This window comes from Pseudomonas cerasi (assembly GCF_027983475.1).
Taxonomy (GTDB): Bacteria; Pseudomonadota; Gammaproteobacteria; order Pseudomonadales; family Pseudomonadaceae; genus Aquipseudomonas; species Aquipseudomonas cerasi.
Genome location: NZ_JAQJVM010000001.1, coordinates 689,135 through 711,014 on the forward strand (window position 1 = coordinate 689,135; position 21,880 = coordinate 711,014).

At 60.5% G+C, this 21,880-nt stretch carries 17 protein-coding genes and 1 pseudogene; 10 read left to right on the forward strand and 8 right to left on the reverse strand.

Translation table 11 applies throughout. The features are described 5' to 3' along the window. The first annotated feature begins 51 nt into the window (after window positions 1–51). Window positions 52–3,333: pseudogene (locus PI739_RS03195) on the forward strand (Ice nucleation protein). Between the two features lie 254 nt (window positions 3,334–3,587). On the opposite strand, the gene PI739_RS03200 reads toward PI739_RS03195, so the two are convergent. From PI739_RS03200 to minC, 5 genes are all read right to left on the reverse strand, one after another. Continuing rightward, window positions 3,588–4,877, reverse strand: a complete 1,290-nt coding sequence (locus tag PI739_RS03200) for a M18 family aminopeptidase (protein ID WP_054080799.1) — start codon at window positions 4,875–4,877, stop codon at window positions 3,588–3,590. Between the two features lie 698 nt (window positions 4,878–5,575). Further along, window positions 5,576–6,211, reverse strand: a complete 636-nt coding sequence (locus PI739_RS03205) for an RluA family pseudouridine synthase (RefSeq protein ID WP_003368367.1) — start codon at window positions 6,209–6,211, stop codon at window positions 5,576–5,578. Between the two features lie 90 nt (window positions 6,212–6,301). Then, window positions 6,302–6,556, reverse strand: coding sequence for a cell division topological specificity factor MinE (gene minE, locus PI739_RS03210; protein ID WP_003317453.1), 255 nt, complete (start codon window positions 6,554–6,556; stop codon window positions 6,302–6,304). Next, window positions 6,556–7,368, reverse strand: coding sequence for a septum site-determining protein MinD (gene minD / locus PI739_RS03215; protein WP_003317454.1), 813 nt, complete (start codon window positions 7,366–7,368; stop codon window positions 6,556–6,558). Before minD ends, minE begins: the two co-directional genes overlap by 1 nt. A gap of 231 nt (window positions 7,369–7,599) precedes the next feature. Continuing rightward, window positions 7,600–8,340, reverse strand: coding sequence for a septum site-determining protein MinC (gene minC / locus PI739_RS03220; RefSeq protein ID WP_003368369.1), 741 nt, complete (start codon window positions 8,338–8,340; stop codon window positions 7,600–7,602). Window positions 8,341–8,460: 120 nt separating this feature from the next. On the opposite strand from minC, the gene PI739_RS03225 reads away from it, so the two are divergent. Both PI739_RS03225 and PI739_RS03230 read left to right on the forward strand, forming a co-directional pair. Beyond that, window positions 8,461–9,393 carry a lipid A biosynthesis lauroyl acyltransferase gene (locus PI739_RS03225; protein WP_003430968.1) on the forward strand — a complete coding sequence of 311 codons (933 nt, stop codon included), beginning with the start codon at window positions 8,461–8,463 and terminating at the stop codon, window positions 9,391–9,393. Between the two features lie 32 nt (window positions 9,394–9,425). Further along, window positions 9,426–10,607 carry a patatin-like phospholipase family protein gene (locus PI739_RS03230; protein WP_054080800.1) on the forward strand — a complete coding sequence of 394 codons (1,182 nt, stop codon included), beginning with the start codon at window positions 9,426–9,428 and terminating at the stop codon, window positions 10,605–10,607. A gap of 67 nt (window positions 10,608–10,674) precedes the next feature. Here PI739_RS03230 and PI739_RS03235 read toward each other — a convergent pair whose 3' ends face one another. The 3 genes from PI739_RS03235 to PI739_RS03245 all read right to left on the reverse strand — a co-directional run bounded on the left by PI739_RS03235 (window position 10,675) and on the right by PI739_RS03245 (window position 14,655). Beyond that, a complete protein-coding gene (locus PI739_RS03235; protein WP_003368372.1) occupies window positions 10,675–11,529 on the reverse strand; it encodes a pirin family protein in 855 nt (284 codons plus the stop codon). Between the two features lie 190 nt (window positions 11,530–11,719). Continuing rightward, window positions 11,720–12,130: a PA2817 family protein gene (locus PI739_RS03240; RefSeq protein WP_003317460.1), complete on the reverse strand. Its 411-nt coding sequence runs from the start codon at window positions 12,128–12,130 to the stop codon at window positions 11,720–11,722. A 77-nt stretch (window positions 12,131–12,207) separates the two neighbouring features. Further along, window positions 12,208–14,655, reverse strand: coding sequence for an acyl-CoA dehydrogenase (locus PI739_RS03245; protein ID WP_054080801.1), 2,448 nt, complete (start codon window positions 14,653–14,655; stop codon window positions 12,208–12,210). 160 nt (window positions 14,656–14,815) lie between these two features. Between PI739_RS03245 and PI739_RS03250 the strand changes: the two genes are divergently transcribed. The 7 genes from PI739_RS03250 to lpxK all read left to right on the forward strand — a co-directional run bounded on the left by PI739_RS03250 (window position 14,816) and on the right by lpxK (window position 21,875). Next, window positions 14,816–15,439, forward strand: coding sequence for a glutathione S-transferase (locus PI739_RS03250; RefSeq protein ID WP_003368376.1), 624 nt, complete (start codon window positions 14,816–14,818; stop codon window positions 15,437–15,439). Window positions 15,440–15,622: 183 nt separating this feature from the next. Continuing rightward, the gene (locus PI739_RS03255; protein WP_003317464.1) at window positions 15,623–16,555 is read left to right on the forward strand and encodes an ABC transporter ATP-binding protein; all 933 of its coding nucleotides are present in this window, start codon (window positions 15,623–15,625) and stop codon (window positions 16,553–16,555) included. Continuing rightward, window positions 16,552–17,340, forward strand: a complete 789-nt coding sequence (locus PI739_RS03260) for an ABC transporter permease (protein ID WP_003368378.1) — start codon at window positions 16,552–16,554, stop codon at window positions 17,338–17,340. The genes PI739_RS03255 and PI739_RS03260 overlap by 4 nt, the downstream gene beginning before the upstream one ends. A 136-nt stretch (window positions 17,341–17,476) precedes the next feature. Continuing rightward, window positions 17,477–19,693, forward strand: a complete 2,217-nt coding sequence (locus tag PI739_RS03265) for a DNA internalization-related competence protein ComEC/Rec2 (protein ID WP_054080802.1) — start codon at window positions 17,477–17,479, stop codon at window positions 19,691–19,693. A gap of 81 nt (window positions 19,694–19,774) precedes the next feature. Next, window positions 19,775–20,452: a flagellar polar localization protein PocA gene (locus PI739_RS03270; protein ID WP_003430973.1), complete on the forward strand. Its 678-nt coding sequence runs from the start codon at window positions 19,775–19,777 to the stop codon at window positions 20,450–20,452. Beyond that, entirely contained in the window at window positions 20,449–20,880 is a 432-nt protein-coding gene (locus tag PI739_RS03275; RefSeq protein WP_003317468.1) for a flagellar polar localization protein PocB, read from the forward strand. Before PI739_RS03270 ends, PI739_RS03275 begins: the two co-directional genes overlap by 4 nt. Continuing rightward, window positions 20,880–21,875: a tetraacyldisaccharide 4'-kinase gene (gene lpxK / locus PI739_RS03280; RefSeq protein WP_054080803.1), complete on the forward strand. Its 996-nt coding sequence runs from the start codon at window positions 20,880–20,882 to the stop codon at window positions 21,873–21,875. The genes PI739_RS03275 and lpxK overlap by 1 nt, the downstream gene beginning before the upstream one ends. Window positions 21,876–21,880: the final 5 nt, after the last annotated feature.

Sequence of the window (21,880 nt, forward strand, 5' to 3'; positions counted from 1 at the left end):
TCAACGTCAACGTCAACGTTAACGCCAATGCCTACGGCCATACCCACGCCCATGCCTGCGGTAGCAAGTGTCACGTTACCGGTGGCCGAACAGGCCCGTCATGAAGTGTTCGATGTCGCGTCGGTCAGCGCGGCTGCCGCCCCAGTAAACACCCTGCCGGTGACGACGCCGCAGAATGTGCAGACCGCCACTTACGGCAGCACGTTGAGTGGCGACAATCACAGTCGTCTGATTGCCGGTTATGGCAGTAACGAGACCGCTGGCAACCACAGTGATCTAATTGCCGGTTATGGAAGTACAGGCACCGCCGGCTCCGACAGCTCGCTGGTCGCTGGCTATGGAAGCACCCAGACCGCCGGTGGGGACAGCGCGCTGACAGCGGGTTACGGCAGCACCCAGACCGCCTGCGAAGGCAGCAACCTGACGGCAGGGTACGGCAGCACCGGCACGGCAGGCTCGGACAGCTCGCTGATCGCCGGTTACGGCAGTACTCAGACTTCTGGCGGGGACAGCTCACTCACAGCGGGTTACGGCAGCACGCAAACGGCTCAGGAAGGCAGCAATCTCACCGCTGGGTATGGCAGCACCGGCACGGCAGGTTCGGACAGCAGAAGACAGCTCGCTCACAGCGGGTTACGGCAGCACGCAAACGGCTCAGGAAGGCAGCAATCTCACCGCTGGGTATGGCAGCACCGGCACCGCAGGCTCGGACAGCTCGTTGATCGCCGGTTATGGCAGTACACAAACCTCGGGAGGCGACAGTTCGCTGACCGCGGGCTACGGCAGTACTCAGACGGCCCAGGAGGGCAGCAATCTGACGGCGGGGTACGGCAGCACGGGTACAGCAGGGGTCGACAGCTCTCTGATCGCGGGATACGGCAGCACGCAGACCTCGGGAAGTGACAGCGCCCTGACCGCAGGTTACGGCAGCACGCAGACGGCTCAGGAAGGCAGCAATCTCACTGCTGGGTATGGCAGCACCGGCACGGCAGGTTCCGACAGCTCGCTGATCGCCGGTTACGGCAGCACGCAAACCTCGGGCAGTGACAGCTCGCTCACGGCGGGGTACGGCAGTACGCAGACGGCCCAGGAGGGCAGCAACCTGACAGCTGGCTGATCGCGGGATACGGCAGCACGCAGACCTCGGGAAGTGACAGTGCGCTGACAGCGGGTTACGGCAGTACGCAAACGGCTCAGGAAGGCAGCAACCTGACGGCGGGCTACGGCAGCACTGGCACGGCAGGTGCCGACAGTTCGTTGATCGCCGGATATGGCAGCACGCAGACGTCAGGCAGCGAAAGTTCGCTTACCGCAGGCTATGGCAGTACCCAGACTGCCCGTGAGGGCAGCACCCTGACGGCCGGATATGGCAGTACCGGAACAGCTGGCGCTGACAGCTCGCTGATCGCCGGTTACGGCAGCACGCAAACCTCGGGCAGTGAAAGCTCGCTCACGGCAGGTTATGGCAGTACCCAGACCGCACAGCAGGGCAGCGTACTCACATCAGGCTATGGCAGTACGCAAACGGCCGGGGCTGCCAGTAACCTCACCACCGGTTACGGAAGTACAGGTACCGCAGGTCACGAGAGTTTCATCATTGCGGGTTATGGAAGTACACAGACAGCGGGCCACAAAAGTATCCTGACCGCTGGTTATGGCAGTACTCAGACGGCCAGGGACGGTAGCGACCTGATTGCGGGCTATGGCAGTACGGGAACCGCAGGCTCGGGCAGTTCGCTGATCGCAGGTTATGGCAGCACCCAGACCGCGAGTTACAGAAGCATGCTGACCGCCGGTTATGGCAGTACCCAGACCGCCAGAGAACACAGCGACCTTGTCACAGGCTATGGCAGCACTTCAACGGCAGGGTCAAACAGTTCGCTGATCGCCGGCTATGGAAGCACTCAGACGGCGGGCTTCAAAAGCATACTGACCGCCGGTTACGGCAGTACCCAGACGGCACAGGAGCGCAGCGACCTGGTCGCAGGCTACGGAAGCACGTCGACTGCGGGCTATTCCAGTTCCTTGATCGCCGGCTATGGCAGCACGCAGACGGCAGGCTACGAAAGCACGTTGACCGCCGGTTACGGCAGTACGCAAACCGCTCAGGAAAACAGCTCGCTCACCACAGGTTACGGAAGTACTTCTACTGCGGGCTATTCCAGCTCGCTCATCGCGGGTTACGGCAGTATGCAAACGGCAGGCTACGAGAGCACGTTGACCGCCGGTTACGGTAGTACGCAAACCGCGCAGGAGCGCAGTGATCTGGTGACAGGTTATGGAAGTACCTCCACCGCCGGCTATGCGAGCTCGCTGATTGCGGGTTATGGCAGCACGCAGACTGCGGGTTATGAGAGCACGTTGACCGCCGGTTACGGCAGCACGCAAACCGCACAGGAAAACAGCTCGCTCACCACCGGGTACGGAAGTACCTCCACAGCCGGCTTTGCCAGCTCGCTGATCGCCGGTTATGGCAGTACGCAGACAGCCGGCTATAAAAGTACCCTCACGGCCGGTTACGGCAGTACTCAGACCGCAGAGTATGGAAGCTCACTCACTGCGGGCTACGGCAGCACTGCAACGGCCGGGCAGGACAGTTCATTGATAGCCGGTTATGGCAGCTCCCTGACCAGCGGAATCAGAAGTTTTCTGACGGCAGGCTATGGCAGTACGCTGATCGCCGGACTTCGCAGCGTTTTGATCGCCGGTTATGGCAGTAGTCTTACATCGGGCATTCGCAGCACGTTGACTGCGGGTTATGGCAGTAACCAGATTGCAAGTTACGGCAGCTCGTTGATTGCAGGCCATGAAAGCATTCAGGTCGCCGGAAATAAAAGCATGCTGATCGCCGGCAAGGGCAGCTCGCAGACAGCAGGTTTTCGCAGCACGCTGATTGCCGGTGCGGGCAGTGTACAACTGGCGGGTGATCGCAGCCGGTTGATTGCCGGTGCAGACAGTAATCAGACCGCGGGTGACCGCAGCAAACTGCTGGCCGGTAATAACAGTTATCTGACTGCCGGCGATAGAAGCAAACTGACCGGCGGGCATGACTGCACTCTGATGGCGGGAGACCAAAGCAGATTGACCGCTGGTAAGAACAGTGTCTTGACGGCAGGCGCTCGTAGCAAACTTATTGGCAGTGAAGGCTCGACGCTCTCGGCTGGAGAAGACTCCACACTTATTTTCAGGCTCTGGGACGGGAAGAGGTACAGGCAACTGGTCGCCAGAACGGGTGAGAACGGTGTTGAGGCCGACATACCGTATTACGTGAACGAAGATGACGATATTGTCGATAAACCCGACGAGGACGATGACTGGATAGAGGTAAAGTAGCCCGCGTTATTCAAGCACTCCACGACTGAATCATCGACAGGGCGCGTCGATGGAATTCGGGACATGAAGTCCCTTTATAAACAAATGACCTGTTGTCCGGTACGAGGTGGTTCAAAATGGCGCAGGCAAAAGTATCTTTTTTATCGTTATGATGAGAGACATTTTATTTCTTTCAATGGGCACTCTAGCGAGCGTCAACACCGAAACGCGGGAGCAACAGGTCACCCCCGCGTTATCGATTATCGCCTCAGCCGTTATGGCAGCTCGTGGCTTGCATAGAACGCGCTCAATACCTTGACCAGATGCGCCAGGTCATGGCTACCGGCCAGTTCGCGAATCGAGTGCATGGCGAACGTCGGCAAGCCGATGTCTACCGTGCGAATACCCAGATGGCTGGCAGTGATTGGTCCGATGGTCGAGCCGCAACCCATGTCGCTGCGTACCACAAAGCTCTGTACCGGGACCTCTTCGGCCATGCACAGATGGCGGAAGAAACCGGCGGTTTCGCTGTTGGTGGCGTAACGCTGGTTGCTGTTGACCTTGATCACCGGCCCTGCGTTGAGCTTGGGACCATGATTGGCGTCGTGCTTGTCAGCGTAGTTGGGATGAATGCCGTGGGCGTTGTCGGCTGATATCAGCAGCGACTTCTGAATCGTGCGCACGTAGTCTTCGCTGCTTGGCAACAGACGCTGGACGATCTGCTCGAGCATCGCACCGTCTGCGCCACAAGCGGAAGACGAGCCGACTTCTTCGTGATCGGTGCACACCAGCAGGGCGGTTTCGTCGCTCTCGGTGTTGAGCAGTGCCTGCATCCCGGCGAAACACGACAACAGGTTGTCCAGGCGTGCGCCTGCCAGGAAGTCCCCATTGAGGCCGACCACAGCGGCGCCCTGGGTGTCGTAGAAACTCAGCTCGTAATCGAGCACCACATCGGCATTGAGGCCGTGCTCGCGGGCCAGTTGGTCGGTCAGTAATGCCCGGAAGTCGGCGCGCTCGTCACCGGCGACCTGCGCCAGGATGGGAGGCAGTTCGTTTTGCGCATTGATTGCCCAGCCTTCGTTGGCAGTGCGGTTCAGGTGAATCGCCAGATTGGGGATCACGGCGATCGGCAGTTTGAAGTCGATCAACTGACTTTCAACCCTGCCGTCGCGGCGGAAAGTGACACGGCCGGCCAGCGACAGATCACGGTCAAACCAGGGGGCCAGCAAGGCGCCGCCGTAGACTTCGACGCCCAGTTGCCAAAAACCCTGACGTTGCAGTTCCGGTTGCGGCTTGACCCGCAGGCACGGGCTGTCGGTGTGTGCGCCGACCATGCGAATGCCGCCCGTGAGTGGCGACTGACGACCCATCCGGAAAGCGACGATGGAAGAGTCATTACGGGTGACGAAATAACGGCCCCCGGTTTCTACTGCCCACGTGTCACGTTCGTCCAGCCGCTGAAAGCCTGCGGCTTCGAAGTGTTGCACGAGGGTGGCGGTGGCGTGGAACGGGGTGGGAGAAGCCTTCAGAAAATCGATGAGGCCTTTGTTCAACTCTGCGCGCATAAATAGCTCCAGACAGCAATGGCGCGAGTTTACCGCATTGGCTCAGTCGTTGCCGCTGCCACAGAAACGCTTTTCGACCGCGAAGGGCCTGACGAAGTTGAGCCGGAAACCGGAGCCAAGGGCCTTGCTCGCTTTGGTCCCTCAAAGTGAGTCGCTGAGGGGTGAAAAGGTAACTTGAGCCGAACGCCAATCCACCTGATATCGCAAACCGCTGGGTGACGCGGAGCGTAACGAACTGCATGCCTACGCGGAGCGCAGGCACGATAGTCTAAGCTGACGCACAGCGCCGAGAGTAAAAGCGCTTTTCAACCGCGGTGGCACTGACGACGCAGAGTGCGACGTTAGTGACGGCTGAGTCCTGGCGCTGATCCGGGGGTAGCCTGGCAGGACGCCAGGCTAGCCGCACCGGGCCATGGATGGCCCGTTGCGGCGACCCCCGGATCAGTGACAGGGCGAAGGAACCCGACGAAGTCGGGCCGGAAACAGGAGCGGGGGGCTTTGGTTACTTTGGCCCGATCAAAGTAACTCGCCGAGGGGCGAAAAGGTGACCTGAGTCGACCCTAAATCCACCTGAAGTCGCAGAACCGCTGTGTGACGCGGAGCGTCACGAACGGCATTATCACGCGGAACATGGGAACGATAGTCAGAGCAGCTGTATGACGCGGAGCATCTGCACGATATTCAGCGTGTCATTCAGATCAGAACGGCGCGGTGCACTCGAAGGTCAATCGCTCGCCGGTCCCCGGATGGGTAAAGCTCAGCATGCTGGCATGCAGACACAGACGCGGATACGCCGCCAGCGCTTCCGGATGCGCGTACAGACCATCACCCAATAACGGATGCCCGATCGACAGCATGTGCACACGCAACTGATGCGAGCGGCCAGTGATCGGCGTGAGCTCGACGCGACAGTAAGTGTCATGCCGCTCGACAACCTTCCAGAACGTCAGCGCGTGTTTGCCACCCTCGTGGTCCACCACATGCCGGGGCTTGGTGGGCGGGTCATAGCGCAATGGCAGATCGATACTGCCGCTGTCCAGGGACGGTTGGCCCCAACACAGTGCGGTGTAGGCTTTCTCGGTTTCGCGGTCATGAAACTGACGCGACAGCTCTCGATGCGTATCGGCATCACGGGCCAGCAGAATGATGCCCGAGGTTTCCCAGTCCAGGCGATGGACGATACGCGCTTCGGGGTAACCGTTTTCCTGCAGGCGGGTAATCAGGCAATCCTTGTTATCGTCGGCACGGCCGGGAACGGAAAGCAGCAGGGTAGGCTTATCGATCACCAGAACGGCGGCGTCCTGATGAATGATGCGGATGTTCGACAACGGCATGCAACGGCCTCGAAACGCTATAAACGCCAACGGCGGCAAGGGCGCAGCTTCCGCAGAAGTGCGCCGATACCGCCGCGAGCGACTGCCTGATCAGCGATCGGGCAGGGTGATATTGAGTTCCAGAATCGAACAGCTGCCCTGGCTTTCCAGAGCGACCTGTACCTGGTCAGACTCGATATTGACGTATTTACGGATCACTTCCACCAGCTCTTTCTGCAGCGCAGGAAGGTAGTCCGGGGTACTGCGTTGGCCGCGTTCGTGAGCAACGATGATCTGTAGACGCTCTTTCGCGACCGAGGCCGTGCTTCCTTTTTTGCGGTCACGAAAGAAGTCAAAAATATTCATTAATTACCCCCGAACAGGCGTTCAAAGAATCCTTTCTTATGCACATCCAGAAACCGGTGCTCAAGTGTTTTGCCCAGCAGGCGGTCAACCGCATCGCTGTAGGCCTGACCCGCATCGCTCTGGTCATCGAGAATGACCGGCACGCCCTGGTTGGAGGCTTTCAGTACAGCCTGGGATTCGGGGATCACGCCGAGCAGGGTAACGGCAAGGATTTCCTTGACGTCTTCCACGCCGAGCATTTCGCCCTTGCTGACGCGCTCAGGGTTGTAGCGGGTCAGCAGCAAGTGTTCCTTGATCGGGTCTTCGCCACGTTCGGCGCGACGCGATTTGCTGGCCAGCAGGCCCAGCATGCGGTCGGAGTCACGTACCGACGAGACTTCAGGGTTGGTCACGACGATGGCTTCGTCGGCGAAGTACATGGCCAGGTGAGCACCGGTTTCGATACCGGCCGGCGAATCGCAGACGATGTATTCGAAGGATTCCTTCAGCTCCATGAGGACTTTTTCAACGCCCTCCTTGGTCAGTGCTTCCTTGTCACGGGTCTGGCTGGCGGCCAGCACAAACAGGCCTTCGATCTTCTTGTCCTTGATCAGCGCCTGTTGCAGGTTGGCTTCGCCATTGACCACGTTGACGAAGTCATACACGACACGACGTTCGCAACCCATGATCAGGTCGAGGTTACGCAGGCCGACGTCGAAGTCGACGATGACTGTCTTGTGGCCGCGCAGTGCGAGACCGGTACCGATGGCGGCGCTGGTGGTGGTCTTGCCCACACCACCCTTGCCGGATGTAACAACGAGAATCTTGGCCAAGGTGTATCACCCCTAGAGGAAAAGGACATTGAGTCCCTGAAAGGCATCTCCTGGCGCCGCGCCCGCCGAAGCATTCTGGAAATCCTGGGGTCTGATTCCGGAAAGCTAGCACTAAGCTATTACTTTCGACTCATATACCCGCTGAAAAGCAGTGCTTTTCAGAACTTCCTGCCGCCTTCACGACAATTTCGCGACGAATCAGAGATGCTTTGAAAATTGCGGCAGTATCCGTTAAAGACGAATGATGTTCAACACATCACCTGACAAGCTGATCTGGACCGGCGAGCCCCATAACGGGTCCCTGCGCAAGTCCTCGGACACCTTGTATTGCCCGGCAATCGAAATCAGCTCGGCACTCAACTGCTGACAGAAGATCCGTGCCTTGGTATCGCCCTTTATTCCCGCCAGTGCCCTGCCACGCATCGGGCCGTAGACATGGATGTTTCCATCGGCGAGAAGTTCCGCACCGGGACTGACCGGCGCGACTACCACCAGGTCGCCGCCCTGAGCGTAGATCTGCTGACCGCCGCGTACCGGAGCGGTTATCACGCGGGTCGGCTTGATCAGTGGCTCTGGCGGTTTTTCCGGGATTTTTTTCGGTGCTTCGGCCTCGACCGGGTCGATCACGCGCTCACGTGCGCCGGACGGCGGCAGCACCGGGAGGTCGACGGCAATCGCTGCGGCAATGTCTTCGATGCGGTTGGCGCGGATCGCCAGGGTGCGCAGGCCATGCTGGCGACAGATACGCACCAGACCCGGTAGATCCACCGGGCCTTCGTTCGGTGCGAGTTTGTCCAGAGCCAGGATCAGCGGCGTATTGCTGAAGAAGTTGGGGGCTTGTGCCACCTTGGCCGCCAACTGCCTGTCGAGCGCTTCAAGGTTGGTTCGGGCCAGCTCCATCACGGTGATGGCGAGCATGCTGCCCTTGAGCTGAAATACAGGTTCCGGGTTTTGCGATTCAATCTGGCTCATGGTTGATATACACAACAGCTTGTCGCTAAAAGTGCCGAGACTTATAGCGAGAACGCCCGCGAGCCGCAAGCGGCCAGAACCGTTGTAGAATGCGCGGCCTTTGTTCTGACGGAAGCCCAAATGGATCGCCCGCGTCTTAAAGCCAGTTTCCTTCACCCCCGTTTCTGGCCGCTATGGCTGGGGCTGGGGCTCTTGTGGCTGATTGTTCAATTGCCATTTCGCGTTCTGCTGGTCATAGGTCGGGCACTGGGCGCCATCATGTACCGTGTGGCCACTGATCGAAAAAAAATCGCGTCACGCAATCTGGAGCTGTGCTTCCCACATTTGTCCGCGGCCGAGCGCAAGCGTCTGCTCAAGGAAAACTTCGCCTCCACCGGGATTGCCTTCTTCGAGATGGCCATGAGCTGGTGGTGGTCGAAAAAACGTCTGGCCAGGCTTGCCCACGTCGAAGGGCTCGAGCATTTGCAGAGTGCCCAGGAAAAAGGCGAGGGCGTGATTCTGATGGCGCTGCATTTCACCACGCTGGAAATCGGCGCGGCACTGCTGGGCCAGCAGCACACCATTGACGGCATGTATCGCGAACACAAGAGCCCGTTGTTCGACTTCGTCCAGCGTCGCGGACGCGAGCGCCATAACCTTGATTCACTGGCTGTCGAGCGCGATGACGTACGCGGCATGCTCAAGTTGCTGCGCGCCGGTCGGGCGATCTGGTACGCGCCGGATCAGGACTATGGCGCCAAACAGAGCATTTTTGTGCCGCTGTTCGGCATCCAGGCCGCGACCGTGACCGCCACCAGCAAATTCGCCCGCCTGGGCCGTGCGCAGGTTGTGCCCTTCACTCAACGGCGTCTGGCAGACGGTAGCGGTTACCGGCTGGTGATTCATCCGCCGCTGGACAACTTTCCGGGTGAGAGCGACGAAGCCGATTGCCTGCGCATCAATCAATGGGTGGAAAAAGCCGTCACTGAATGCCCGGAACAATATCTTTGGGCCCATCGACGCTTTAAAAGTCGACCAGCCGGTGAACAGAAGCTATATGAGAAGCATAGATAAAAAGCGTCGTTGATCACCGAGGTCAGTCGTAGATGCAGGATCGCGCAGTAACGAGCAGTGCAGTAAGTGGTGTCGAGCCTGTAACCGGGCTGATTTTATCGGGTGGCGGGGCGCGTGCGGCCTATCAGGTCGGCGTACTGGCAGGCATTGCCGACCTGCTGCCGCCCGGTTCGCCCAATCCCTTTCCGGTCATCGTCGGTACGTCGGCTGGCGCGATCAATGCCGTCAAGCTGGCCAGTGGCGCGCTGCATTTTCGGATTGCCATTCATCAATTGACCGAATTCTGGCAGTCATTTCGCAGCCATCAGGTGCTGCGCAGCGACTGGTCCGGGGTGATTCATCAGGCCAGCCGTTTTTTCGGTCGCAGTCTGCTGGGGTTTGGACGAAACATCCCGGTTGCCTTGCTCAACAGTTCGCCCCTGCGTGATCTGCTCAATGAGCGGTTGGACCTGTCCGGAATCGAAGCCGCCATCGACGCTCATCATTTGCGTGCAGTGGCGGTGACTGCCTTCGGTTACGAATCGGGTCAGGCGGTCACGTTTTATCAGGGCCGCGGTACGATCGAACCCTGGCTGCGCCATCGCCGTATCGGCCGTCCGACGCAATTGACCGTGGATCACTTGCTCGCCAGTTCAGCCATTCCCTTGCTGTTCGCCCCCGTGATGCTCGACGAGGAATACTTTGGCGACGGGGCCGTGCGTCAGTCGGCACCGATCAGCCCGGCGCTGCACCTGGGCGCCAATCGTGTTCTGGTGGTCGGCGTGAGCGGCAACCCGCGCGGCCTTAAAGCCGAAAGACCGGCACCCCGCGCGCCACGCGGCGCTCAGCCAAGCCTGGCGCAGATCAGCGGCCACATGCTCAACAGCACGTTCATCGACAACCTGGAAAGCGATATCGAGCTGCTCGAACGCTTGAACACCGCCAGTGCGTTGCTGCCCGAGGATCAGGTCAGGCAGCCGGGCATGGAGCCGGTGGAAGTGCTGGTGATTTCGCCGAGCCGTCCGCTGGATGAGATTGCGGCCCGCCACCGCCGCGAATTGCCCCCCGCACTGCGCACGTTCCTGCGCGGGCCGGGTGCGACCAAGAGCAGCGGCGCCAGTGTGCTGAGCTATCTGCTGTTCGAGTCAGGTTATTGCAGCGAATTGATCGAACTGGGGCGTCACGACGCGATTGCTCAGGGTGCCGAACTGAAGCGCTTTCTGCGTCTGGAATAACTCGGCGAGACAGAGGCGGGGCCTCTGTCTCTTGATCAGCGTGCGCAGGGCTCAGTGAGCGAAGTTGTCACGCCGTCAGACGATCTTCCCGGAAGTCACGAATCGCCTGCTCGATCTCTTCCTTGGTGTTCATCACAAAGGGGCCGTACTGCACGATCGGTTCACGCAGGGGCTTGCCTGCAATCAGCAACAGCCGCGCACCAGCGGCGCTGCTGATCTGCACCTCACCGATGTCGGACAGGCGTGCCATTTGGCGTTTACCGATCGGCTGGGTGCTGCCTTCCAGCTCGACACTGCCTTCATAGACGTACAGCAGCACAAGGTGCCCTTCGGGTACGTGCGGGCTGATACGGCTGCCGGCAGGCATATCAAAGTCAAAGTACAACGGCTCGGTGTCCGGACGCTGTACTGCCCCGGCCTGGCGAACCTGGCCATCGTCGAAATGCCCGGCCAATACCACCACTTGTACACCGGCCTGGGTGGTGACACTCGGAACGTTTTCCGGCTGGATGTCCTGGTAGCTGGCATCGCTCAGCTTGTTCTTGCCCGGCAGGTTCAGCCAGAGCTGAAAGCCGCGCATGGTGCCTTCTTCCTGTTCAGGCATTTCGCTGTGAATGATCCCGCGTGCCGCCGTCATCCACTGCACACCGCCGCTCTGCAGAAGGCCGACATTGCCCATATGGTCTTCATGACGCATACGGCCTTCAAGCATGTAGGTCACCGTTTCGAAGCCACGGTGCGGGTGAGGTGGAAAACCGGCGATGTAGTCATCCGGCTTGTCTGACCCGAACTCGTCCAGCATTAGAAACGGATCGAACTGCTCCACGCCACGTCCGCCGAAGACGCGCGTCAGCTTGACGCCCGCGCCATCGGACGCTGGTTGACCCGCTTGAATGGACAGGACTTTACGAAATTGAGTCATGGGAGACAGAGCACTCCTTATCAGGTGATACGAAGTGTCATGGTATGCCTGTCTATTCGATAAATTTATTCGAATGCCGGGACAGAATGATCGTATTGGTCGATAGGTTGCGCTGCATGATGCAGTGGCGCGGAGTGACAGGCAGCCTGCCCGGAATGATCTCCGGGGCAGGCTTGAAGCCAGAGGATGCTCAGTGCTTGCTGCCCTGTGTCGACATGCTCAGCAGCTGTTTCTCCTGATTCCAGTCGAACGGTTCCTCGTTCTGCTCCGCTTCGTAGCGGCGTTCTTCCAGCGCCTGATACAGCTCGATTTCATCATCCGGCATGAAGTGCAGGCAGTCACCGGCGAAGAACCACAGCAGGTCGCGCGGTACCAGATGCGCGATTTGCGGGTAGCGCTGGATGACCTGGCAGAGGATGTCCTGACCCAGGTACTGGCTTTCGATGGGGTCCTGCGGCAACAGCTCGACCAGTTCGTCGAAACGCTCCATGAACAGCGCGTGGCTTTCTTCCGGAACCTGCTCGGCCTCGCCCAGCGCGACCAGAATGCTGCGCAGGTGTGCCAGCAGGCCAAGTTGGTGATCGAGAGTGGCGTCGGCCATTGGGTAATCCTCAAATGCAAAAAACAGGCGCGAGAGTATAAAGCTCTACGCGCCTGCTGTGTGGTGCGACCTGACTATCAGCGAATCTTGCCGGCTGCCAGAGTCAGTTCTTCCTTGTCGAAATCATCCACATCAATCACCTTGCGGCGGGCTGCCTCGGCGGTACGCAGGGTTTGCGCTTCGTCGGCCTGCAACACACCGATGCGCAGCGCGGCGTCGATGACAGGCTCGCCAGCGTCCGGCTTGACCTGACCACTCTTGATTGCCACTTGCAGCTTCTTGTGCAGCGGATACGCAGCGCTGAGCAGGTCGATGGCTTGTTGCAGCGCGCCGACCGGATCGTCTGCCGATTGCGGGCGATAGCAGCCTGCCAGCAACTCTTCCAGCGTCGGATCGCCCTTGGCGCGGCCCAGCACCTGGGCAACTTCCGCATCAAGCTTGTCCGATGGCCCCTTGTGCCGACGACCGAACGGGAACACTACGGCACGCAGCACCCCACCCAGTATGCGGTTGGGGAAGTTGCTGAGGATCTCGTCCATCGCACGTTCCGAATGCCCCAGGCTTTCTTCCATGGCCCAGCGGAACAACGGGCTCATATGGTCCGGCGAACCGAGGTCGTGATAACGCTTGAGCGCTGCCGAGGCCAGGTACATATGGCTGAGCACGTCACCCAGGCGGGCCGAAAGGCGTTCGCGGCGTTTCAATTCGCCCCCCAGCAGCATCATGCTCAAGTCGGCGAGCATCGCGAACGCTGCTGCCTGACGGTTGAGCGCGCGGAAATAGCCCTGGCTCAAGCCGTTACCCGGCGCTCTTTCGAAATGACCGAAGCCCAGGTTGAGGATGAAGGTGCTGGCGGCATTGCTCACCGCAAAACCGATGTGTTTGAGCAGCAGGCTGTCAAACTCGATCAGCGCCTGCTGCTTGTCTTCGCGCCCGGCGAGGGCCATTTCCTTGAGCACGAAGGGATGGCAGCGAATCGCGCCCTGGCCGAAAATCATCAGGTTGCGCGAGAGGATGTTGGCGCCCTCGACCGTGATGAATATCGGTGCACCTTGCCAGTTGCGACCCAGATAGTTGTTCGGGCCCATGATGATGCCCTTGCCGCCATGCACGTCCATGGCGTGACCGATACACTCGCGACCGCGCTCGGTCAGGTGATACTTGAGGATTGCAGAGAGCACCGAAGGCTTCTCGCCCAGGTCGACCGCATTGGCGGTCAGCATGCGCGCGCTGTCCATCAGCCAGGCATTGCCACCGATACGCGCCAGCGCTTCCTGGATGCCTTCGAACGCCGAGATAGGCACGTTGAATTGCTCACGCACCTTCGCGTACTGGCCAGTGACCAGGCTGGTGTACTTGGCTGCGCCGGTGCCGACTGCCGGCAGCGAGATCGAACGACCCACCGACAGGCAGTTCATCAGCATCATCCAGCCTTTGCCCAGCATCGGCTGACCACCGATCAGGTAGCTCAGCGGGATGAACACGTCCTTGCCCGAGTTGGGGCCGTTCATGAACGCTGCGCCCAATGGCAGGTGACGGCGGCCGATTTCCACGCCGGGCGTGTCGGTCGGAATCAGCGCCAGGCTGATGCCCAGATCGTCTTTTTCGCCGAGCAGGTGCTCAGGGTCGTGGGCCTTGAAGGCCAGACCCAGCAGGGTGGCGACCGGGCCGAGGGTGATGTAGCGTTTTTCCCAGGTCAGGCGCAGACCGATGACTTCTTCGCCCTGCCACTGACCCTTGCAGATGATCCCGGTGTCGGTCATCGCGCCTGCATCGGAACCGGCCAGCGGACCGGTCAGCGCGAAGCAGGGGATGTCTTCACCGCGTGCCAGACGTGGCAGGTAATGATTGCGTTGCTCGTCGGTGCCGTAATGCAGCAGCAATTCGGCCGGGCCGAGAGAGTTGGGCACCATCACCGTGGACGCCAGGTCGCCGCTGCGGGTGGCCAGCTTCATGGCTACCTGGGAGTGGGCGTAGGCGGAGAAGCCCTTGCCACCGAATTCCTTGGGAATGATCAGCGCGAAAAAACCGTGCGCTTTCATGTGCGCCCAGGCTTCAGGCGGCAGGTCCATGGCCTGGCCGATTTCCCAGTCGCTGACCATCGCGCAGAGTTCTTCGGTCGGCCCATCGATAAAGGCCTGTTCCTCTTCGGTCAGTTGGACTTTCGGGTAGGCCAGCAGCTTGTCCCAGTCCGGGCGCCCGCTAAACAGCTCGCCATCCCACCAGACCGTGCCGGCATCGATCGCATCACGCTCGGTTTGCGACATCGGCGGCAGGACTTTTTGAAACCAGCTGAACATAGGCGCAGTGAAATGCTTGCGGCGAAGATCGGGCAGCATTACCGGTATGAATACTGCCAGCCAGAGCAACCAGAACACCGTCAGCAGCCATCCTGGCGCGTGACTGAAAATGCCCATGGCCAGCAGGTAGACAGCTACCACGCCAAGCGCCGGGAGCGGGGCGGTTCGCCGATGAGCCAGCCAGGCAATGCCGACGACCAGCACAACAATCCACAACAACAGCATAAATATTCCTCCGTGATGACCGCCACTGTGGCGGCGATCAAACTGGTCGCCGGGCAGTGGTGAGGCGACATCGATAGTGACCCCTGGTTGACGAGGAAGTTGCCGCCGCTTCGGGGTAGACTGTGAGCCTTTATTTATCAGCGACTGCGAGGGGAACGCAATGCTCAAGATCTGGGGGCGGAAGAATTCCAGCAATGTGCGCAAGGCACTCTGGATTGCCGAGGAAGTGGGCGTACCCTACGAGACGCAGGACGCCGGTGGTGCATTCGGCCTGGTCAACGAAGCGGCCTATCGCGCGAAAAACCCCAACGGCCGGATTCCGATGATCGAAGACGGCGACTTCGTGATGTGGGAGTCCAACGCCATCGTGCGCTATCTGGCCGCCCGCCATGCCCCCGATTCTGATTTATACCCCGCAGATCTGCAGGCCCGTGCCAACGCAGACAAGTGGATGGACTGGACCACCTCGACCATCGCCGCGCCGTTCAGCCCGGTGTTCTGGGGGGTAATACGCACGCCCGCCGATAAACAGGACTGGCCGGCCATCGAGCAAGGCATCAAGACGCTGCACAGCCTGCTGCTGGTGGCCGACGAGGCGCTGTCGCGACAGCCCTATCTGTCTGGCGATGCGTTCGGCATGGGTGATATTCCCTTGGGATGCTTCGCCTACGGCTGGTTTGAAATGCCGATTGAACGTCCGCCGCTGCCTCACCTCCAAGCCTGGTATGAGCGTCTCAAGACTCGCCCGGCTTATCGCAAGGCGGTCATGACCCCTTTAACCTGAGCATGTGATGTGAACAGGTGATAGGGCTGATCGGGCGCATGTCCGGCGCTCGATATTTACTATTAACAGATGTGTCTGTACTTGAACGGCGCAGCCAAGCACCATTGCGCGGCTGGGTCGTCACGGCAGGCGGCTGGTGACAGTCATCTTCAATTCCTTTTTCTGATGAGTACCTTTCCCGATATGTCTTCCGCTCTGTCCATTCGGCAGCTAACCAAAACCTACGGCAACGGTTTCCAGGCCTTGAATGGCATCGATCTGGACGTCGCCGAAGGTGATTTCTTCGCCTTGCTGGGCCCCAACGGCGCTGGCAAATCCACCACCATCGGCATCATCTCGACGCTGGTCAACAAGACCAGCGGTACGGTGAATATCTTTGGCCACGACCTGGATCGCGAGCCCGCTGCGCTCAAGCGTTGCATCGGTGTCGTGCCGCAGGAGTTCAACTTCAACCAGTTCGAGAAGACCCTGGACATCGTCGTCACTCAGGCGGGCTACTACGGCATCCCGGCGAAAATCGCCAAAGAGCGCGCCGAGCAGTACCTGACGCAGCTGGGGCTTTGGGAAAAGCGCGATGTGCCTTCTCGTTCGCTGTCCGGCGGCATGAAGCGGCGTCTGATGATCGCCCGTGCGCTGATTCACGAGCCGCGCCTGCTGATACTCGACGAACCCACTGCAGGCGTGGACATCGAGTTGCGCCGTTCGATGTGGACCTTTCTGACCGAGCTGAACAGCAAAGGCATCACCATCATCCTCACCACGCACTACCTGGAAGAGGCTGAACAGCTGTGCCGCAACATCGGCATCATCGACCACGGGGTGATCGTGCAGAACACCGGCATGAAGCAGCTGCTCAGCACGTTGACCGTCGAGACGTTCGTGCTCGATCTCAAGGCCTCCTGGCAGACCGCGCCACAACTGCCCGGTTTCCCTTGCCGCCTGCTCGACAGCCACACCCTGGAAGTGCAGGTCGACAAGAACGTCGGCATCACTGCGCTGTTCAGCCAGTTGGCCTTCCAGAACATCGAAGTCTTGAGCCTGCGTAATAAATCCAATCGCCTTGAGGAGTTGTTTGTGTCCCTGGTGGAAAAAAACCTCGCGAAGGTGGCGGTATGACCGTAGCCAACGGCGAGTTGCGCCCCAACCTGATTGCCCTGAAAACCATCGTCTACCGTGAAGTGCACCGCTTCATGCGGATCTGGCCGCAGACCCTGCTGCCGCCAGCCATTACCATGGTTCTGTACTTCGTCATCTTCGGTAACCTCATCGGTCGCCAGATCGGCGACATGGGCGGCTTTACCTACATGCAGTACATCGTGCCGGGGCTGATCATGATGTCGGTGATCACCAACTCCTACGGCAACGTGGTCTCGAGCTTCTTCGGTGCCAAGTTTCAGCACTCCATCGAAGAACTGATGGTCTCGCCGGTCTCGCCGCACACCATTCTGGTCGGTTACACCCTGGGCGGTGTGTTGCGTGGTCTGATGGTCGGTTTCATCGTCACCATGCTGTCGATGTTTTTCACCGACCTGCAAGTGCACCACTTGGGCGTGACCATTCTGGTGGTGGTGTTGACCGCCACGATTTTCTCTCTGCTGGGCTTCATCAACGCAGTGTTTGCACGCAACTTCGATGACATCTCGATCATTCCGACCTTCGTCCTGACCCCGCTGACCTATCTGGGTGGCGTGTTCTACTCGATCAACCTGTTGCCGCCGTTCTGGCAGACCGTGTCGCTGGCCAACCCGGTCCTGCACATGGTCAATGCCTTCCGCTACGGCATTCTGGGCGTCTCCGACATCAAGATCAGCATCGCTCTGGCGTTCATGATCGTGGCGACCTTCGTGCTGTATATCGGCTGCGCCAGGTTGCTGGTGAGCGGTCGCGGTATGCGTCAGTAACACATTGGCTTCGACCCGCCAGGCTGGCGGGTCGAGCGCTGGCCGGGAGCGGCCGTTCAGATTCTGCAACACACCACCTCTTCCGACATTTCCCCGGTGCGCTGATCCTTGAGGCTTTCCGCTGCAAGGAACCGTCATGCGCACAGGGATGATCGCGCTCGCGCTCGGGCTGCTTGCCCTGCGTTTTCTACCGGCGTTGCCGCCGACCTGGCTATTGCTGTTGATGCCGATACTGGCGTTGATGCTGCTGCCGTTCCGTACCTATCCACTGGCGTTGTTCCTGCTCGGTTTCACTTGGGCCTGCGTGTCGGCGCAGTGGGCGTTGAGTGACCGGTTGGCGCCGCGTCTCGATGGTCAGACGCTGTGGGTGCAGGGCAAGGTGGTCGGTTTACCGAGTGTCGCCGAAGGCGTGGTGCGTTTCGAGCTGGAAGGTGCCACGTCACGACGCGCCAGGCTGCCCGCGCGAATCAGGGTGGCCTGGTACGGCGGCCAGCCGGTGAGCAGCGGCGAGCGCTGGCGTATGGCGGTCAAACTCAAGCGACCGGCCGGGCTGGTCAATCCGGATGCTTTCGACTATGAAGCCTGGCTGCTGGCGCAGCGCATCGGTGCGACCGGCACGGTAGTGGATGGTCAGCTATTGGCACCCGCGCGTGCCGCCTGGCGCGATGCCATTCGTCAGCGCCTGCTGGCGGTCGATGCGCAGGGCCGGGAGGGTGGTCTGGCAGCGCTGGTGCTGGGCGATGGCTCAGGGCTATCGAGCACCGACTGGCAGGTGTTGCAGGATACCGGCACTGTGCATCTGCTGGTCATTTCCGGTCAGCACATCGGGTTGCTGGCCGGGGTGATTTACGCCTTGGTCGCAGGCCTGGCGCGCTGGGGGCTGTGGCCGCGCTTTTTGCCCTGGCTGCCGTGGGCGTGTGCACTGGCGTTCAGCGCTGCACTGGGCTACGGACTGCTGGCCGGTTTCGAGGTGCCGGTCCGGCGCGCTTGTGTGATGGTCGCGATGGTGCTGCTGTGGCGCTTGCGTTTTCGCCATCTGGGCGTGGTCTGGCCCTTGTTGCTGTCCTTCAACACGGTGCTGATCTTCGAGCCGCTGGTGACGCTGCAGCCGGGTTTCTGGCTGTCCTTCGCAGCGGTCGGCATTCTGATCCTGATTTTCAGCGGACGTCTCGGCGCCTGGCGCTGGTGGCAAAGCTGGACACGGGCGCAATGGCTGATCGCCGTTGGCTTGTTGCCGATCCTGCTGGCGCTGAACCTGCCGATCAGCCTCAGTGGGCCGTTTGCCAACTTGCTTGCCGTCCCTTGGGTCAGCGTGATCGTCCTGCCTCTGGCATTGCTCGGAACGCTGTTGCTGCCGATCCCTGTGGTCGGGGAAGGTCTGCTCTGGCTGGCGGGCGGGGCGCTGCAGTGGCTGTTCGTGTTCCTCGACGCGGTGGCTGCCGCATTGCCGGCCTGGTTGCCCAGTGCGGTGCCAATCTGGGCATGGTGGTTGAGCCTGCTCGGGGCCTTGCTCTTGTTGCTGCCCAAGGGCATGCCCGTGCGGCCGCTGGGCTGGCCGTTGCTGTTGCTGTGCGTTTTTCCGCCACTCGAATCAGTGCCTGAAGGCCAGGTAGACGTGTTGCAACTGGATGTGGGGCAGGGACTGGCGATTCTCCTGCGCACCCGCAACCACACACTCCTGTATGACGCAGGTCCACGTTTCGGTGAGTTCGATATCGGTCAGCGCGTGGTCGTGCCCGCCATGCGCAAGGCAGGTGTCCGCCATCTCGACCTGATGTTGATCAGCCATTCCGACGCAGACCATGCCGGAGGTGCGGCGGCGGTTCATCAGGCCTTTCCGGTGAGCCGGGTGCTGGGTGGCGAGCTGGCCAGACTCGCGCCGCAACTCGATGCCCGATTGTGCGAGAGCGGTGCACGCTGGGGGTGGGATGGCGTGGTGTTTTCCACGTGGCGCTGGGAGCTGGGGCCTAATGGCAATCCAGCCTCCTGCATCCTCAGCGTCGACGCCGGGGGCGAGCGTCTGCTGCTGGCCGGCGATATCGATGTGAACGCCGAGCGCGCGGCAATCGACAGCGGGTTCGACCTTCGTGCTCACTGGTTGCAGTCGCCACATCACGGCAGCCGAACCTCGTCGTCCAAAGCGTTTCTGCGCGCCGTGGCACCGGTAGGCGTGCTGATTTCCCGTGGTCGCAACAACGCGTTCGGTCACCCGCATCCGTTGGTCATGGCGCGCTATCGAGGCCTGGGCATCGCCAGTTACGACAGTGCCGAGCTGGGCGCGGTCCGCCTGCAACTGGGGACGTTCGGAACGCCACAGGCCGAGCGCGCGCAACGGCGCTTCTGGCGTGATTGAGTGAATGGATATCGATCTCGGCGTTCGGCACTTGGCGACCCTATGGTAGAGTGGCGCCAATTTTTCGAGGGAGTGATCACTGTGTGGGAACTGGTCAAATCTGGCGGCTGGATGATGCTGCCGATTATTCTGAGCTCCATCGCCGCCGCCGGCATCATCATCGAGCGCCTGTGGACGTTGCGTGCCAGCCGTATCACGCCACCGCACCTGCTCGGGCAGGTCTGGCAGTGGATTCAGGAAAAGAAGCTGGACAGCGAAAAGCTCAAGCAGCTGCGCGCGGACTCGCCGCTGGGTGAAATCCTGGCCGCAGGTCTGGCCAATTCCAGGCATGGTCGCGAGATCATGAAGGAATGCATCGAAGAAGCCGCTGCGCGGGTCATTCATGAGCTGGAGCGCTACCTCAGCGCACTGGGCTCGATCGCTGCCATGGCGCCGCTGCTTGGTTTGCTGGGCACCGTGCTGGGCATGATCGATATCTTCGGCTCGTTCAACAGCTCCGGGGCCACCGCCAACGCCGGCGTGCTGGCAGGTGGTATTTCCAAGGCGCTGATCTGTACGGCGTCGGGTCTTATCGTCGCGATCCCGGCAATCTTCTTTCATCGCTTTCTGCAGAGCCGCGTCGATGAGTTGGTGGTCGGCATGGAGCAACAGGCCATTCGTCTGGTTGAAGTGGTGCAGGGCGACCGCGATGTCGATCTGATCGACGCCAAGATCGACCTCAAGTCGCTGGCCAGAGCGGGCGGGGGCAAGAAGAAGTGAAATTTCGCCGTCGCAGACCCCGGGAAAACATCGACATCAATCTGGTCTCTCTGATTGATGTGGTGTTCATCCTGCTGCTGTTCTTCATTGTGACGACCACCTTCACTCGCGAAACCCAGTTGCGGGTGGATCTGCCACAGGCCGTTACCGGAACGCCGGACGTAGACGCCAGCGCCAAACAGCTGGACATCGCCATCAACGCCGACGGGATTTTCTCGCTGAACAATCAGTTGTTGCCGAAAAACGACCTGGCAACGCTGATCGAAGCGCTGCAGCGCGAGTCGGGGGGCGATACCAGTCTGCCGCTGTCGATCAGTGCCGATGGCAAGACCCCGCACCAGTCGGTCATCACGGCCATGGATGCGGCGGGCAAGCTGGGCTTCAGTCACTTGCGCATGACCACTGTCGAGGCCACACCGGCTAACTGATGGCATTCACTGACCGTTTGCTCGACGCCTGGTACAAGGGCCACCCTGCGCTGGCGCTGTTGCGCCCGCTCGAAGGCCTTTACCGGCGTGTCGTAGAGCGCAAACGGGCGCGGTTTCTGGCGGGCGAGGGTGATATCTATCGCGCGCCGGTGCCGGTTATCGTGGTGGGTAATATCACCGTCGGTGGCACTGGCAAGACGCCGTTGATTCTCTGGATGATCGAGCACTGCCGCCGTCGCGGCCTGCGTGTCGGTGTGGTCAGCCGCGGTTACGGCGCCACGCCGCCAAGCCTGCCGTGGCGCGTCCTGCCTGAACAAAGTGCCAGCGAGGCAGGGGACGAGCCCCTGCTCATCGTTCAGCGCTGCGGCGTGCCACTGATGATCGATCCGGATCGCAGTCGTGCCGTACAGGCCTTGCTCGCTGCCGAACCACTGGATGTGATTCTTTCCGACGACGGCTTGCAGCATTACCGTCTGGCCCGCGACCTGGAACTGGTGCTGATCGATGCCGCCCGTGGTCTGGGCAATCGCCGTTGTCTGCCTGCCGGGCCGTTGCGCGAACCGATCGAGCGGCTGAGCAGTGTCGACGCCTTGCTTTATAACGGCGCGACGGCTGACAGGAACGACGGCTACGCCTTCAGGCTCAAGCCTTCGGCGCTGATCAATCTGCGCAGTGGCGAACGTCAGCCGGTGGATTATTTCCCGGCCGGTCAGGCGCTGCATGCGGTCGCCGGAATCGGCAATCCCCAACGTTTCTTCAATACCCTCGAAGGATTACACTGGCAACCGGTGACTCACGCGTTCGCCGACCATGCTGTCTACAGCGCCGAGGCGCTGACATTTGCACCTGCGTTGCCCTTGGTCATGACCGAGAAGGATGCGGTGAAATGCCGTGCCTTTGCCGCTGATGACTGGTGGTATCTGGCAGTGGATGCACTACCTTCCGATGCCTTTGTCGGTTGGTTCGACCAGCAACTGCTACGTCTTTCTCCATGATTGCT

What these genes read in the sequence shown, in the direction of transcription:
- PI739_RS03250 (WP_003368376.1), top strand. Translation starts at nt 14,816, where the DNA reads ATGCTCAAGATCTGGGGGCGGAAGAATTCCAGCAATGTGCGCAAGGCA.
- minE (WP_003317453.1), bottom strand. Translation starts at nt 6,556, where the DNA reads ATGAATATTTTTGACTTCTTTCGTGACCGCAAAAAAGGAAGCACGGCC.
- PI739_RS03245 (WP_054080801.1), bottom strand. Translation starts at nt 14,655, where the DNA reads ATGCTGTTGTTGTGGATTGTTGTGCTGGTCGTCGGCATTGCCTGGCTG.
- PI739_RS03240 (WP_003317460.1), bottom strand. Translation starts at nt 12,130, where the DNA reads ATGGCCGACGCCACTCTCGATCACCAACTTGGCCTGCTGGCACACCTG.
- minC (WP_003368369.1), bottom strand. Translation starts at nt 8,340, where the DNA reads ATGAGCCAGATTGAATCGCAAAACCCGGAACCTGTATTTCAGCTCAAG.
- PI739_RS03260 (WP_003368378.1), top strand. Translation starts at nt 16,552, where the DNA reads ATGACCGTAGCCAACGGCGAGTTGCGCCCCAACCTGATTGCCCTGAAA.
- PI739_RS03200 (WP_054080799.1), bottom strand. Translation starts at nt 4,877, where the DNA reads ATGCGCGCAGAGTTGAACAAAGGCCTCATCGATTTTCTGAAGGCTTCT.
- lpxK (WP_054080803.1), top strand. Translation starts at nt 20,880, where the DNA reads ATGGCATTCACTGACCGTTTGCTCGACGCCTGGTACAAGGGCCACCCT.
- PI739_RS03230 (WP_054080800.1), top strand. Translation starts at nt 9,426, where the DNA reads ATGCAGGATCGCGCAGTAACGAGCAGTGCAGTAAGTGGTGTCGAGCCT.
- PI739_RS03225 (WP_003430968.1), top strand. Translation starts at nt 8,461, where the DNA reads ATGGATCGCCCGCGTCTTAAAGCCAGTTTCCTTCACCCCCGTTTCTGG.
- PI739_RS03255 (WP_003317464.1), top strand. Translation starts at nt 15,623, where the DNA reads ATGTCTTCCGCTCTGTCCATTCGGCAGCTAACCAAAACCTACGGCAAC.
- PI739_RS03235 (WP_003368372.1), bottom strand. Translation starts at nt 11,529, where the DNA reads ATGACTCAATTTCGTAAAGTCCTGTCCATTCAAGCGGGTCAACCAGCG.
- PI739_RS03265 (WP_054080802.1), top strand. Translation starts at nt 17,477, where the DNA reads ATGCGCACAGGGATGATCGCGCTCGCGCTCGGGCTGCTTGCCCTGCGT.
- PI739_RS03205 (WP_003368367.1), bottom strand. Translation starts at nt 6,211, where the DNA reads ATGCCGTTGTCGAACATCCGCATCATTCATCAGGACGCCGCCGTTCTG.